General features: G+C 72.1%; 11 protein-coding genes and 1 pseudogene. 5 read left to right on the forward strand and 7 right to left on the reverse strand.

Annotated elements, in window-relative coordinates:
- Window positions 1-97: 97 nt before the first annotated feature.
- Window positions 98-1,516: a M20 family metallopeptidase gene (locus tag F1D61_RS03820; RefSeq protein WP_203156582.1), complete on the forward strand. Its 1,419-nt coding sequence runs from the start codon at window positions 98-100 to the stop codon at window positions 1,514-1,516.
- 13 nt (window positions 1,517-1,529) lie between these two features.
- Here the strand turns inward: F1D61_RS03820 and F1D61_RS03825 are convergent, their stop codons facing one another.
- Complete coding sequence (locus tag F1D61_RS03825) at window positions 1,530-2,507, reverse strand: hypothetical protein (RefSeq protein WP_203156583.1); 978 nt, start codon at window positions 2,505-2,507, stop codon at window positions 1,530-1,532.
- Window positions 2,494-3,864, reverse strand: a complete 1,371-nt coding sequence (locus tag F1D61_RS03830) for an MBOAT family O-acyltransferase (RefSeq protein ID WP_203156584.1) — start codon at window positions 3,862-3,864, stop codon at window positions 2,494-2,496. The genes F1D61_RS03825 and F1D61_RS03830 overlap by 14 nt, the downstream gene beginning before the upstream one ends.
- Before the next feature lie 391 nt (window positions 3,865-4,255).
- On the opposite strand from F1D61_RS03830, the gene F1D61_RS03835 reads away from it, so the two are divergent.
- Window positions 4,256-4,756: a MucR family transcriptional regulator gene (locus F1D61_RS03835; protein ID WP_203156585.1), complete on the forward strand. Its 501-nt coding sequence runs from the start codon at window positions 4,256-4,258 to the stop codon at window positions 4,754-4,756.
- Window positions 4,757-4,937: 181 nt separating this feature from the next.
- Here the strand turns inward: F1D61_RS03835 and F1D61_RS03840 are convergent, their stop codons facing one another.
- The 3 genes from F1D61_RS03840 to F1D61_RS03850 are packed head-to-tail and all read right to left on the reverse strand — an operon-like array spanning window position 4,938 to window position 7,308.
- Window positions 4,938-5,993, reverse strand: a complete 1,056-nt coding sequence (locus tag F1D61_RS03840; protein ID WP_203156586.1) for a helix-turn-helix domain-containing protein — start codon at window positions 5,991-5,993, stop codon at window positions 4,938-4,940.
- Between the two features lie 17 nt (window positions 5,994-6,010).
- Window positions 6,011-6,295 (reverse strand): hypothetical protein, encoded by a 285-nt coding sequence (locus F1D61_RS03845; RefSeq protein ID WP_203156587.1) that lies wholly within the window; start codon window positions 6,293-6,295, stop codon window positions 6,011-6,013.
- Window positions 6,292-7,308, reverse strand: a complete 1,017-nt coding sequence (locus F1D61_RS03850; protein WP_203156588.1) for an MFS transporter — start codon at window positions 7,306-7,308, stop codon at window positions 6,292-6,294. Before F1D61_RS03850 ends, F1D61_RS03845 begins: the two co-directional genes overlap by 4 nt.
- Before the next feature lie 345 nt (window positions 7,309-7,653).
- On the opposite strand from F1D61_RS03850, the pseudogene speB reads away from it, so the two are divergent.
- Window positions 7,654-8,690 (forward strand): annotated as a pseudogene (gene speB, locus F1D61_RS03855) (agmatinase).
- 120 nt (window positions 8,691-8,810) lie between these two features.
- Here speB and F1D61_RS03860 read toward each other — a convergent pair.
- Window positions 8,811-9,746: an SMP-30/gluconolactonase/LRE family protein gene (locus tag F1D61_RS03860; RefSeq protein WP_203156589.1), complete on the reverse strand. Its 936-nt coding sequence runs from the start codon at window positions 9,744-9,746 to the stop codon at window positions 8,811-8,813.
- A gap of 160 nt (window positions 9,747-9,906) precedes the next feature.
- On the opposite strand from F1D61_RS03860, the gene F1D61_RS03865 reads away from it, so the two are divergent.
- Window positions 9,907-10,740 carry an NAD-dependent epimerase/dehydratase family protein gene (locus F1D61_RS03865; protein ID WP_203156590.1) on the forward strand — a complete coding sequence of 278 codons (834 nt, stop codon included), beginning with the start codon at window positions 9,907-9,909 and terminating at the stop codon, window positions 10,738-10,740.
- A 349-nt stretch (window positions 10,741-11,089) separates the two neighbouring features.
- Here the strand turns inward: F1D61_RS03865 and F1D61_RS03870 are convergent, their stop codons facing one another.
- Window positions 11,090-11,548 carry an Rrf2 family transcriptional regulator gene (locus F1D61_RS03870; protein ID WP_203156591.1) on the reverse strand — a complete coding sequence of 153 codons (459 nt, stop codon included), beginning with the start codon at window positions 11,546-11,548 and terminating at the stop codon, window positions 11,090-11,092.
- Between the two features lie 110 nt (window positions 11,549-11,658).
- Here F1D61_RS03870 and hmpA point away from each other — a divergent pair, with 110 nt between their 5' ends.
- Window positions 11,659-12,897, forward strand: a complete 1,239-nt coding sequence (hmpA, locus tag F1D61_RS03875; RefSeq protein ID WP_203156592.1) for an NO-inducible flavohemoprotein — start codon at window positions 11,659-11,661, stop codon at window positions 12,895-12,897.
- The last annotated feature ends 159 nt before the right edge of the window (window positions 12,898-13,056 follow it).

Consider the following 13,056-nt stretch of genomic DNA (forward strand, 5'->3'; position numbering starts at 1 on the left):
ACCCACAGCCATTCGCAATTCGCGCGCCACATCCGCTCCCGCCGCGCTTGAGCCGGCAGGCTCCCTGCATGAGGCTCGCGCCCAAGGAGGAACACCCATGGACAACCGCAACGCCGTCTGGCGCCAGGTCGACACCCACAAGGCCCGGCTGATCGCCCTCTCGGACGAGGTCTGGGGCACCCCCGAGGTCTGCTATACGGAGGAGCGCTCCGCCGCCGCGCATGCCGCCGAATTGCGCCACCAGGGCTTTCGCGTGACGCAAGGCGCCGCCGGCATCCCGACCGCGGTGATCGGCGAGGCGGGGGAGGGCGGTCCGGTGATCGCGTTCCTCGGCGAGTACGACGCCCTGCCGGGCCTGAGCCAGGAGGCGGGCGTCGCCAGCCATGCTCCCGTCGAGCAGGGCGGCCACGGCCATGGCTGCGGGCACAACCTGCTCGGTTCGGCGGCGCTCCTCGCCGCCACGGCGCTGAAGGACTGGCTCGCCGAGCACGGCTTGCCGGGGCGCGTGCGCTATTACGGCTGCCCGGCGGAGGAGGGCGGCGCCGCCAAGGCCTTCATGGTGCGCGAGGGTCTGTTCGCGGATGCCGATGCCGCCGTCACCTGGCACCCGTCGAGCTTCTGGGAGGTCGCGCCGCCGCTCTCGCTCGCCAACACCCGGGCCGATTTCGTCTTCACCGGCCGCGCGGCGCACGCCGCCGCCGCCCCGCATCTCGGCCGCTCGGCCCTGGACGCGGTCGAGCTGATGAATGTCGGCGTCAACTACATGCGCGAGCACATGCCGAGCGATGCGCGGGTGCATTACGCCTATCTCGAGACCGGCGGCATCGCGCCGAACGTCGTCCAGGCCCATGCCCGGGTGCGCTACTCGATCCGCGCCCGCGACCTGCCCGGCATGCGCGACCTCGTCGCCCGGGTACGCAAGATCGCCGAGGGCGCAGCCCTGATGACCGAGACTCGAATGGAGATGCGCGTCGTCAGCGCGGTCTCGAACCTCGTCGGCAACACGCCCCTGGAGGAGGCCCTGCACGGGGTGATGGAGGATCTCGGCACGCCCCATTTCGACGAGGCCGACCGCGCCTTCGCGAAGGAGATCCAGGGCACGCTGACGCCGCAGGACATCGCCGCGGTCTACCGCACCATCGGCCTGCCGGTGACGGAGGCGCCGCTCGCCGACTTCCTGGTGCCGCTCGATGCCCGCCGCAACCCGGCGATCGGCTCGACCGATGTCGGCGACGTGAGCTGGGTGGTGCCCACCGTCCAGGCCCACGCCCCGACGGTGGCGGTGGGCACCCCGTTCCATACCTGGCAGGTGGTGGCGCAGGGCAAGACGCCGGCCGCCCACAAGGCGATGGTGCAGGTGGCCAAGGCCATGGCGGCGCTCGGTGCGCGTCTCGTCACCGATGGGGCCCTGCGCGAGGCCGCCAAGGCCGACCTGAAGGCCCGGACCGGGCCGGAGGGCTACCTGTCGCCGTTGCCGGCGGAGGTGCAGCCGCCGCTGACCATGTCGGTGGGGTGAGGACCCTGGCCCCTCACCGGCCCGCCGCCCGGCGCAGGCCCAGCCGCTCCAGCACCTGCCGGCCGATCAGCGGCGTGTAGTGCAGGTTGTCGAGCCAAGCCGGGGTCGATCCCCGCGCCGGATCGAACGGGTAGGGATCGCCCAAACCGGTGAGGTCGAGGACCGGCCGCCCCCGGGCGGCGCCGAGGCGCATCACCGCCTCGCGCCATCGCTCGAAGTCGCCGGTGAGGCCGAGATCGGCCAGCACCCGCCGTTGCGCGTCGCTCACCGGCGAGAGGTAGACCGTCAGGTCGAGACCGGAGAGCCGGGCGAGGGCGAGGTCGAGGCCCGCCAGGGTCTCGGGCCGGAACGGCGCGGTGGTGCGCCGGCGCGTGGCGTCGTTCTGCACGGTCAGTGCCGCGGGCAGGGGCGGGGTGATGCGAAAGCCTTGCCTGGTCCAGGCGCCGGGATCGTCGCCGCCCGCGACCGCCGCGAGCCGGCTGTCGGCGAGCGCGTAGCGGCCGAGCACGCTGCCCATCAGGGCGGCGAGCCGGCCGCTCGGATTGGCCAGCGCCTCGTCGAGATGGACCGGCACGCCGGGCCGCGAGAACATGTAGTAGTCGAGCCCGAGCGTCGCCCGCGCCGGGGCCCGGGCGGCGACGACCGCGGCGATCACCGGCAATTCCGTGGCGATGATCGCCGAGATGCCGGCATTGAACACCCGGCTCGGCGCGACCGCCGTGACGTCGGCGGGGTCGAGGCCGTGATAGACCGTCGAGGAGCCGATCAGCGTGAGGTCGTAGGGGCGCGTGAGCGCCTGCAGCACCTTGGCCCGGCGGGTCTGGCGGTCGAGGAGGCGGCTGTTGCCGTCGGTCGCCGCGCGCCAGGGCGGGTCGTCGCGAAAGATCCAGTAGGCGTCGAACCAGATCACGCGGCCCGCCACTCCGGCGACGAGCAGCGCGAGGAACAGGGCCGTCAGCGCCAGGAAGCGAAGGGCCTCAGAACCGGGCATAGAGGAAGGCCTGGTTGGCGTCGTTGCCGACCTGGAGCAGGATCGCGGCCAGGAGCAGGGCGGTCGCGGCGGCGGCCCATGGCCGGGGGGCCAGGCGCTCCACCGCCTCGCGGGCGGTGGGGCCGAGGATCGCGAGCGCGGCGGCGCCGGCGGCGAACGGCCAGAACGCGGCCGTGCCGCCGCCCTCCGTGCCGAGGCCGAGGAGCCCGCGATAGATGCCGATCGCGGTCGCGAAGTCCGGCGCCCGGAACGGGACCCAGGCGAGACAGACGAAGGTGACGGTGGCAAGCCAGCCCGCCGCCTCCGGCAGAGTTAAACCCGCGCGGCGCCACAGGACGTGCAGGCCCAGCGCGATTCCATGCGCCGCGCCCCAGGCCACGAAGGTGAGCCCCGCCCCGTGCCACAGCCCGCCGAGCGCCATGGTGGCCAACAGCGCCAGGAGCTGGCGCGGCACGCCGTGCCGGCTGCCGCCGAACGGGATGTAGAGGTAGTCGCGCAGGAACAGCGACAGGGTGATGTGCCAGCGACGCCAGAAATCCTGGATCGAGGCCGCCCGGTACGGCGCGCGAAAGTTGTCCGGCAGGGTGATGCCGAACAGGAGCGCGAGGCCGAGCGCCATGTCGGTATAGCCCGAGAAGTCGAAGTAGAGCTGGAGGGCGTAGCCGACCGTTGCCTGCGCCGCCGCGGCGAGGTCCGGCTGCCCGCCGGCCGCGGCGGCGGCCCAGAGCGGATCGACGTAGGCGCCGAGCCCGTCGCCGAGAAAGACCTTCTTGGCGAGGCCGGCGGTGAGCAGCATCAGGCCGCGGGCGGCCCGGTCGGCGCCATCGGCTTCGGGCCCGCGCAGCTGGCCCACCAGTTCGGAGGGCCGCACCAGGGGACCGGCGATCACCCGCGGCCAGAACGCCAGATAGACCGTGTATTCGGCAAGCGTCATCGGCTCCGCCGTGCCGCGCCGCAGGTCGACCAGGTAGGCGACGTGCTGGAAGGTGAAGAACGAGATGCCGAGCGGCAGAGCCAGGGAGACCAGCGGCACGTCCGCGCCGGTGAGGGCGTCGGCGAGGCCCGCGAAGAAGCCGAGATACTTGAAGAGGCCGAGCAGCCCGAGATCGAGGACGATCGCGGCGGTGAGGATGGCAGGGCGTCCGCCGCGGAGATAGGCCTCGCCGGCGAGCCAGTTGAGGGCGACGGACGCCGCCAGCAGCGGCACGAAGCGCAGGTCCCACCAGCCGTAGAAGGCGAAGGACAGGAGGCCGAGCCAAGTCACGCGCCAGCCCGGCCGCCGGGCGACGCAGAGGGCATGCAGTCCGAGCGCGACGGGCAGGAACAGCAGCAGGAACGGCAGGGAGTTGAAGGGCATGCGGCGCTCGCCGATCGCGCTCCGGCGTTAATGCAAGTCCAAAGCCACGAAAAGGGCGACGGACGAGGCGATGTGCGGAATTGCACATCGGAGACTCGTCGGCGGTGACGCGTCGGTCCTTGAGCGATTTCTGTTCATTCTTCCTCCCGCGAGGCGCCGGTCCGAGCGTCGTCGCAGAGTAGGCGCTCAGTGCGCCCGGTGTTGGCGCAAGGCTTGGGTGCATCTCCGCCTTCGCCATGAAGCCGTTGCGCGATGGCAGGCCTGCCCGATTATCAAAAGCATCTGTGGGAAATTCATGGGTGCATGCACGATGATGGGTTGAAACCGTGGTGCGATGCCCGATATCGACCCCAAGCCCGTCGAACGGGCGCGTAAGTTAGGATGATTTCCCGTGTCGCAAGAAGAATGGGTCCAGGAGGTCGATTTCGTCGCCCTCGCCGCTGACGTCGTGTCGGCCTACGTCGCCAACAACTCCGTCCCGGCCGCCGACCTGGCCGGCCTGATCGGCACCGTGCACAACGCCTTCGTCTCCCTCGGCCAGCCGGTCGCCAAGGAGGCCGAGAAGCCCGTGCCGCTGATGCCGATCAAGAAGACGGTGACCCCGGACTACCTGATCAGCCTCGAGGACGGGAAGCAGTACAAGTCGCTCAAGCGCCACCTGTCGACCCGCGGGCTCACCCCCGAGGAATACCGCCGCAAGTGGGGCCTGCCGCACGACTACCCGATGGTCGCCGCCAACTATGCCGCCCAGCGTTCGGAGCTCGCCAAGAGCATCGGTCTGGGCCGCGGCCGCAACGTCGCGGCGGCTGCCAAGCGCGCCGCCTCGGATGCCGTCGTGAAGGCCCCGGTCGAGGGCAAGACCGCCAAGCGCGGGCGCCCGCGCAACGGGTGATCGCCCCGACGCGACCGGCGGGGGCCGGTCGGGTCGTGTTATATCAATGGCCCAAGATTACCAGTTGTCCAAGATGCTGACGCATCGGGCCATTGAGCCGTCTCGAATCGTCTATGCCAAGCCAGAGGCTTGACGACAATTCGAGAACGGAACCAAAGGTCGTTTCCAACGACCGTCGGTATTACAGGAGCTCGCCGTGCCAGGCCGCAAGGCCGAGCGGCGGGCTCGTCACGAGCATTCGGCGCGGCGCGTCGACCGGGACGATCCCGGTTTGAGAGGCGCCGTTGCGCAGGGAGCGCCGGTACTCGCCGGGCGGCATCCCGAACGTGTCGCGGAACAGCCGGCCGGCATGGCTCGGCGAGGCGAAGCCGGCGGCGCTCGCCAACTCGTCCATGCTGCGATGTTCGTCGGCCCGGGACAGGGCGCGGCGCAGGCCCGCGACGCGCTGCCGCTGCACGAACCGGGCGACGCCGCCCACCGGCTCGAACAACCGGTAGAGCACGCTGCGCGACACGCCGGCCCCTTCCGCGATCGCCGCGGCGGTCAAGTTTCGATCCGAGAGATGCCGCTCGATATAGGCGAGCGCCCGGGCGCGGGCGCGGGTCCCCGCGACCGGCGGCGGCAGCGGGGCGTGGGCGTCGCGCAAGGTGGCCAGGGTCGCCCCGACCATCAGGCACAGCGACTCCGTGGCGGCGCCGGCGATCTCCGGCGTCAGGGCCGCCGCATGCGTGGCGAGCGAGCGCGCGAAGTCGATGACCAGCCCGGCCTTCCGCGGGCCGAGAATCAGGCCGTGCAGGTCGAGACCGTCCAGGGAGGCGGCGTCGAACCGGTCGCGGGCGATCGCCGCGGTGACTATCCGCGCCCCCTCGGTCCAGGTGCGCTGCGGCCGGGTGAGATCGAACAGGGCCAGGCTCCCGGCCTCGACCCGGCGGGTCGCGCCGGGCACCTCCAGCATCATGCTGCCCGACAGGACGAGGTGGAAGGTGACGTGGTCGAACCCGTCGCGGGCGACCCGGCGCGGGGCCCGGGCATGCGAGACGCCGGCCAGCCGGCGGTCGAAGAGCAGCATCCGCGGCAGCCGGTGGGCCACGACCTCGGTCCGCAACGGGGCGGCGGCGAAGCCGCCGGAGGAGGCGCCCAGCCGCTCGACGTCGGACCCGCCGCTGTAGAGCGTACGATAGGCCTCGAAGGCGTCGTCGTCGTGGGTCCGGCCCGGCTCGAGGGTGATCGTGTCCATCGCGTTCACGGATCCGCTCAGCGGACGGCCCGTACGTCTCCTGCCTCGGGTTTCATCATGCTGCCCCAGAGGTAGGGTGCCCCCCGCACAAGGGCAATGATTCCTATCGCATAGGCCAGGGCACAGGTCGCCAGGAGGGCGTGGCCGAGCCCGGCCTCGCCGAAGACGCGGTCGGCCAGGAGCCCGACCAGCGGCGGGCCGAGCCCGAAGCCCGCCAGCGCGATCCCGGCCATGAACGGCGCCGTGACCCGGCCGCGCAGGGCCCGCGGCGTCATGATCTGCAGGCCCGCGAGCGTCGTCACCGAGCCGATGCCGAGGCAGAAGACCAGGACCGCGAGGGCCGCCGCCGCGAGGCCGGGGCTGTCCGTGAGGCAGACGACGCCCAGGAGCGGCAGCGTGCCGACGAGGACGCCGAGGAGCACGGTTGCGCCGGGCAGGCCGTGCCGGCCGGCCCGCGGTCGAGCAGGCGCCCGCCCGCGAACTGGCCGAGGGGGGCTGCGACCGCCACCACGATCCCGAACAGCATCCCGGCCGTGGGCAGCGGCAGGCCGAAACGGCGCACCAGCAGCGTCACCCCCCAGGCATTGGTGGTCTGCACCACCAGGGTCACGGCGGCCCCGGCGATCATGATGGCGGCGTAGCGCCCGGCATGGCGGGCGAGCCACGGCCCGACCCGCATCCGCGGCCGGAGCCGCGGGCCGCCGCGGCCGGGATCGTCCAGCCGCAGCAGCAGGATCATGACGATCAGGTTCGGCACGGCGCTCAGGACGAACAGCACCCGCCAGGCCGGCGCCGGGGCGGCGAAGCCGAAGATCGGCACCATCGCCGGCAGGAGGGCGAGGAGCCCGCCACCGAGCAGGAGGGCCGCGCCGCGCCCCAGGACGGCGCCGGCGGTGTAGAGCGAGACGCCTTGCCCGATCCGGTCTCGCCTCTGGCGCGCGGCGATGAGCGCGAGGGCGGCCGGGGTGAGGGCGGCCTGGCCGAGGCCGAGCAGCAGCCGGGCGAGCATGAATTCCGGGAGGTCGGTCGCCAGCCCGCAGGCGAGCGAGGCGAGGCTCCAGACCAGGATCCCGGCCGCGATCAGGCGCGGGCGGTGGATGCGGTCGACCAGGGGGCCGACGCCGAGCGAGGCGACTGCGTAAGCCGCCACGAAGGCGGTGCCCTGGGCAAGGCCGAACGCGAAGTCGCTCAAGCCGAGATCCGCCTTGATCGCCGGGGCGACCAGGGCGGCGACGGACCGGTCCGCGAAGGCCAGCAGGTGGGCGGCGGCGAGCAGCCAGACCCCCGGCCAGACGGGGGCCAGAAAACCGCGCATCAGGCCGACCCGGTGAGGTGCGAAAGAGTATCGGAGAGCATGGCGCTCATCTGTGGCGGCCTTCGCGATCGTGCAGGGCCGGCCTGGGAAATTCGTTGTCACATCATGGCGATCTCAGGGGCAGCGGACCGAAGGTCGACGGCCTTTCGCGATGCCGGCCTCCTCGGCCGGTTGCTTGGCCCCCCGGGACGACGGGCTTGCCAGCCTGGCCGGCCTGCGCTCTTGTCGCAGCCGGGTGGCGCGGGCCGAGGGCACGCCGGGCGCGCCGGGGCCTGCCAGGGCCGACCCCCCGAGTGCCGTGCCCGCATCGGAAAGGTCCGGCGGGCCCCTCTCTCCGGAGCCTCCATGGATCAAGCCAAGCTCGCGGCCCTTCGTGCCCGCTACCTCGACGCGACCGGCGGCGACATCGACGACCCGGATTTCGCCAAGGCGGCGCGTCAGCAATTCAGCGAGAGCGACCGGCGCAAATGGCCGTTCGCCGACGTCGCGACCTTCCTCGGCCTGCCCTACCGCCCCGAGGCCGCGACGCTCCCCGATTTCGGCGGCCTCGAAGTGGCGCTGATCGGCGTGCCGATGGATCTCGGCGTCACCAACCGGGCCGGCGCCCGCCACGGGCCGCGGGCGGTGCGGGCAGTGGAGCGGATCGGCCCTTACGACCACGTGCTGCGGATGACCCCGGCGGCGGAGCTGAAGGCCGCCGATATCGGCGACGTGCCGTTCCGCAGCCGCTTCTCCCTCGAGAGCTGCCACGAGGACATCGAGGCGTTCTTTGCCACCGTGGTGAAGGCCGGCGTGGTGCCGCTGGCGGTCGGCGGCGACCACTCGATCAGCCGCGCCACCTTGCGGGCGGTCGGCGCGGATCGTCCGGTCGGCATGATCCACATCGACGCCCATTGCGACACCGGCGGCGTCTACGAGGGCTCGAAGTTCCACCATGGCGGCCCGTTCCGCCAGGCGGTGCTCGACGGCGTGCTCGATCCCTCGCGCACGATCCAGATCGGCATCCGCGGCGGCGCCGAGTACCTGTGGGAGTTCTCCTACGTGTCGGGCATGACCGTGATCCACGCCGAGGAGGTGCCGCAGCTCGGGATTCCCGCGGTGATCGCCCGCGCCCGGGAGATCGCGGGCGACGGCCCGACCTACCTCTCCTTCGACGTCGACAGCCTCGATCCGGGCTTCGCCCGGGCACCGGCACGCCGGAGATGGGCGGGCTCACGCCCCGCGAGGTGCTGGAACTGCTGCGCGGGCTCGCGGGCCTGACCATCGTCGGCGGCGACGTGGTCGAGGTGGCGCCGCAATACGATCCGACCAGCAACACGGCGCAATGCGCCGCGCAGGTGCTGTTCGAGCTCATGTGCCTGGTGGCGGCGGGGCGGCGCTAAGCAGATTTCGCAAAAGTGGCTGCCGGTTTTGCGACAAAAATCTGCGATAAAACAACAACCCAAGCGGACGAAGCGTTGGCCTGCCAACGCAAGTCTGCTTAGGCGCCTCGTGGGCCGGGGTCACCCCCCGGCCACCCCCTGCGTGTCGACGTAGACCGCATAGAGCGACTGGCTCGCCGCCATGAACAGCCGGTTGCGGTGGCGGCCGCCGAAGCAGAGGTTGGCGCAGCGCTCCGGCAGGCGGATGCGGCCGATCAGGGCGCCCTCCGGATTGAACACCATCACCCCGTCGAGGGCGTCGTCGCCCATGCCCCAGCCGCACCAGAGGTTGCCGTCGGTGTCGCAGCGGAAGCCGTCCGGCGTGCCCGGCCCGGCATCGATGTGGACGCGCTGGTTCGTCAGCCGTCCGCCCGAGACGTCGAAGGCGAGGATGCGGCGGTTCGGCTGGGCCCGGGACTCGACGAGGTAGAGGATCGATTCGTCGGGGGAGAAGCACAGGCCGTTCGGCCCGGCGAGGTCGGTCGCCGCGGCCGCGAGCACGCCGGTGACCGGATCGAGCCGGTAGACGTTCTGGGGCAGTTCGGGCTCGGCGCGCTCGCCCTCGTAGTTGCCGAGGATGCCGAAGGGCGGATCGGTGAACCACACCGCGCCGTCGGAGGCCACCACCACGTCGTTGGGCGAGTTGAGGCGCTTGCCCTCGAAGCTGTCGGCGAGCACCGTGATGCTGCCGTCGTATTCGGTGCGCGTCACCCGCCGCCCGCCATGCTCGCAGGTGACGAGGCGGCCCTGGCGGTCGCGGGTGTTGCCGTTGGCGAAGTTCGACGGCTTGCGGAAGGCCGAGACCGCGCCGGTTTCCTCGTCGAAGCGCAGGATGCGGTTGTTGGGGATGTCGCTCCACAGGAGGTAGCGCCCGTCGCCGAACCAGACCGGGCCCTCGCTCCACCGGCAGCCGCCGGCGAGGCGCTCGACCCCGGCGCTGAAGACCCGGTAGCGGGCGAAGGACGGGTCGATGATCTCGATGGCGGGATCGGGATAGCGGATCGTCGGCGTCCACATCGGTCGTTCCTCCTGACGCTTTCTCTTGCCGCGGACCTATGCGGGAGGGGCGGTCCGATGCAAGCGGGGGCGCGCCTCGACGGCGGGCCGCCGCTCGCCGATGATGGGGCGTGAACGCGCGCCGCCCCGAGCGCGCACCAGCGACGAGACGGGAGGAATCATGAGCGAGGCAGCGGGGATCCGGGTCGCCCTGTCGGGGGCGGGCGGGCAGATCGGGGCGGTGCTGCGGCCGCGGCTGCTGGCGGCCGGCCACGTCCTGCGCTCCGGCGGCGGGCCGACGGCGCTGACGCCGCTCTCCGACGCCGAGACGGTGACCACCGGCGACCTGCGCGACCCGGACGCCGTCGACCGCCTGCTCGCCGGCACCGACGTGCTGGTCCACATGGCCGGTACCAGCGTCGAGAAGCCCCTGCCGGAGGTGATCGAGAACAACCTCGTGGCGCTGCAGGCGGTCTACGAGGGCGCCCGCCGCCACGGGGTGCGCCGCATCGTCTTCGCCAGTTCCAACCACGCCTTCGGCATGCATTCGGTGGACGAGCGGCTCGCGATCGATGCGCCGTTCCGGCCCGACGGCGCCTATGGCCTGAGCAAGGCCTGGGGCGAGCTGATGGGGCAGATGTACTGGGACCGGCACGGCATCGAGGGGGTGGCGCTCCGCATCGGCAGCGCCCTGCCGCGCCCGACCGAGTTCCGCCACCTCTCGACCTGGCTCGGCCACGACGACCTCGGCCAGCTGGTCCTGCGCAGCATCGCGGCGCCGATTCCCGGCTACGTCGCGGTCTGGGGCGCCTCGAACAACCCGCGCAGCTACTGGGACAACAGCCGGGCCGCGGCGGTGATCGGCTACCGCCCGACCCAGTCGGCGGAGGACTGGGCCGAGGAGATTCTAGGCCAGGAAAACCCCCTCGATCCGGTCGCCCGCACCCTCCAGGGCGGCAGCTTCACGACGATCGACTACACGCCGCAGGGGGAGCGACCGGGGCGGGGTCGGTGAGGCGTTGACGGTCTTGAACCCTCCCCCCTCTCGGCAGGGCTGTCCGGGGAAAAGAAGAGGCGCGGGAAATCCTCCTCTCCCCGCGGGCGGGGAGAGGACTTCATCGACCTTGTCGTCGATGAAGTGAGCGAAGGCGAAAGCCGGAGCGAGGGTGAGGGGAGGTTCCGGAAGAGCCTCATCCTGAGACACCCCCTCACCCTCGCGGCGAACCTGCGGTTCGCTGCTCCCTTCACCCCCGACGAGGGGGTGAAGGCCTCTCCCCGCCCGCGGGGAGAGGGGAAAACTCGCGCATCAATCTTTCCCCGGACAGCCCTGCGCGGGCGGGGAGAGGGTTCAGATGCGGGCAGGTTCAGACCCCTGCCGACTCCCCCGCCTCCGGCAACCCCAGCAGCCGCGCCAGGTCCGGCGCCGCGCCGCCCGCCAGCAGGTCCGCCAGGGTGTAGCCGTCGAGCACCGCCAGGAAGGCGGACAGCGCCTCGGCCAGGGCGTGGCGCAGGCGGCAGGCCGGGGTGATGGCGCAGGCGCCGCTGCCGAAGCACTCGACCAGGGCCAGATCCTCTTCCGTCTGCCGCACCACCGTGCCGATCACGATCTCGGCCGGCGGAAGCGCCAGCCGCAGGCCGCCGCCGCGGCCGCGGATCGTCCGCACCAGGCCGAGCCGGCCGAGCTGATGCACCACCTTGGTCAGGTGGTTCTCGGAGATGCCGTAGGCCCGGGCGATCTCGCCGATCGAGCTCTGCCGCGGCTCGTGGGCGCCGAGATACAGCAGCGTGCGCAGGGCGTAGTCGGTGTAGCGCGTCAGGCGCATGGGAGCCTCGCCCGCCTCATAACCTGTAAATCCTATGCACCTTCAGTGGCCGGCGCTAAAAGGTGCATGTCGAATGCATCTTTGAGCCGAACGGAGCGTCGAGCCGCGCCATGCCGTCCCCGCTGAGCCCCACCACCATCGCCCTCGTCAAGGCCACCGTCCCCGCCCTGGAGGCCCACGGCCTCGCCATCACCCGCCGGATGTACGAGCGCCTGTTCGTCGATCCGGCGATGCGCGACCTGTTCAACCAGTCGCATCACGGCGAGACCGGCTCGCAGCCCAAGGCCCTGGCCAACGCGGTGCTGGCCTATGCGCGCCACATCGACGATCTCGGCGCGCTCGCCGGCGCGGTCGAGCGCATCGCCCAGAAGCACGTCACCCTGGCGATCCTGCCGGCCCATTACGCGTCCGTCGCCGAGGCCCTGCTCGGGGCGATCCGGGACGTGCTGCGGGACGCCGCGACGCCGGAGATCTGCGCCGCCTGGGGCGAGGCCTACTGGTTCCTGGCCGGTATCCTGATCGATCGCGAGGCGGCGATCTACCATGATCACGAGGTCCGGCCCGGCGGCTGGACCGGCTGGCGCGACTTCCGCATCGAGCGCGTCACGGTCGAGAGCGAGACGATCCGCTCCTTCGTGCTGGTTCCGGTCGATGGCGGCCCCGTGCTGCGCCACCGGCCGGGCCAGTCCCTCGGCCTCCGGTTCGACCTGCCGGGTCGCGGCGTCCTCACGCGCAACTACTCGGTCTCCTGCGCGCCGGACGACCGGGCCTATCGCATCACCGTGAAGCGCGAGGCGGCGCCCGGCCGGCCTGCCGGCCTCGTCTCGCACTGGCTGCACGAGGCGGCCCGGCCCGGCACGGTGCTGAGGGTCGCGGCACCCGCCGGCGACTTCGTGCTCGACCGCGCCTCATCGGGCCCGGTGGTGCTGGTGAGCGGCGGCGTCGGCCTCACCCCGATGATGAGCATGCTGGAGACGATCGCCGCCGAGACGCCGGAGCGGCCGACCTGGTATGTCCACGGGGCGCTGAACGGCCGGGTCCACGCCATGGCCGCGCAGGCCCGGCAGCTCGCCGCGACATGCCCGGCGATCCGCCTGCACACGGTCTACGAGGCGCCGGACGCCACGGACCGGCTCGGCGTCGACCATGACGCCGTCGGGCGCATCACCCCGGACTGGCTCGTCGCCCACGCCCCGGCGGACGCGACCTATTACCTGTGCGGCCCCAAACCCTTCCTCGCCAGCCTGGTCCACGGCCTTTCCCGCCTCGGCGTGCCGGCGGAGCGCATCCGCTACGAGTTCTTCGGGCCGGCGGACGAGCTGGAGGAGGCGCCGCTTCAGGCCGCGTGATCCCGACGGTTGCCGCAGGCGAAGCGTCGATCCCGCGATCGAATGGTCGCCGGGCTCGGGCTCGCGGACATCCGGGGTTCGTGTCCCGGGGCGTGGCGGTGCCGTGCGTGGTCCGCCACGATGACCGGACGGGTCGGTCCGCTCCGGCAGGATCGCGCC

It is taken from the genome of Methylobacterium aquaticum, from assembly GCF_016804325.1.
GTDB lineage: Bacteria > Pseudomonadota > Alphaproteobacteria > Rhizobiales > Beijerinckiaceae > Methylobacterium > Methylobacterium aquaticum_C.

Coding starts and splice junctions, on each gene's coding strand:
- F1D61_RS03820 (WP_203156582.1), top strand. CDS start 98: ATGGACAACCGCAACGCCGTCTGGCGCCAGGTCGACACCCACAAGGCC.
- F1D61_RS03825 (WP_203156583.1), bottom strand. CDS start 2,507: ATGCCCGGTTCTGAGGCCCTTCGCTTCCTGGCGCTGACGGCCCTGTTC.
- F1D61_RS03830 (WP_203156584.1), bottom strand. CDS start 3,864: ATGCCCTTCAACTCCCTGCCGTTCCTGCTGCTGTTCCTGCCCGTCGCG.
- F1D61_RS03840 (WP_203156586.1), bottom strand. CDS start 5,993: ATGGACACGATCACCCTCGAGCCGGGCCGGACCCACGACGACGACGCC.
- F1D61_RS03850 (WP_203156588.1), bottom strand. CDS start 7,308: ATGCGCGGTTTTCTGGCCCCCGTCTGGCCGGGGGTCTGGCTGCTCGCC.
- F1D61_RS03860 (WP_203156589.1), bottom strand. CDS start 9,746: ATGTGGACGCCGACGATCCGCTATCCCGATCCCGCCATCGAGATCATC.
- F1D61_RS03865 (WP_203156590.1), top strand. CDS start 9,907: ATGAGCGAGGCAGCGGGGATCCGGGTCGCCCTGTCGGGGGCGGGCGGG.
- F1D61_RS03870 (WP_203156591.1), bottom strand. CDS start 11,548: ATGCGCCTGACGCGCTACACCGACTACGCCCTGCGCACGCTGCTGTAT.
- hmpA (WP_203156592.1), top strand. CDS start 11,659: ATGCCGTCCCCGCTGAGCCCCACCACCATCGCCCTCGTCAAGGCCACC.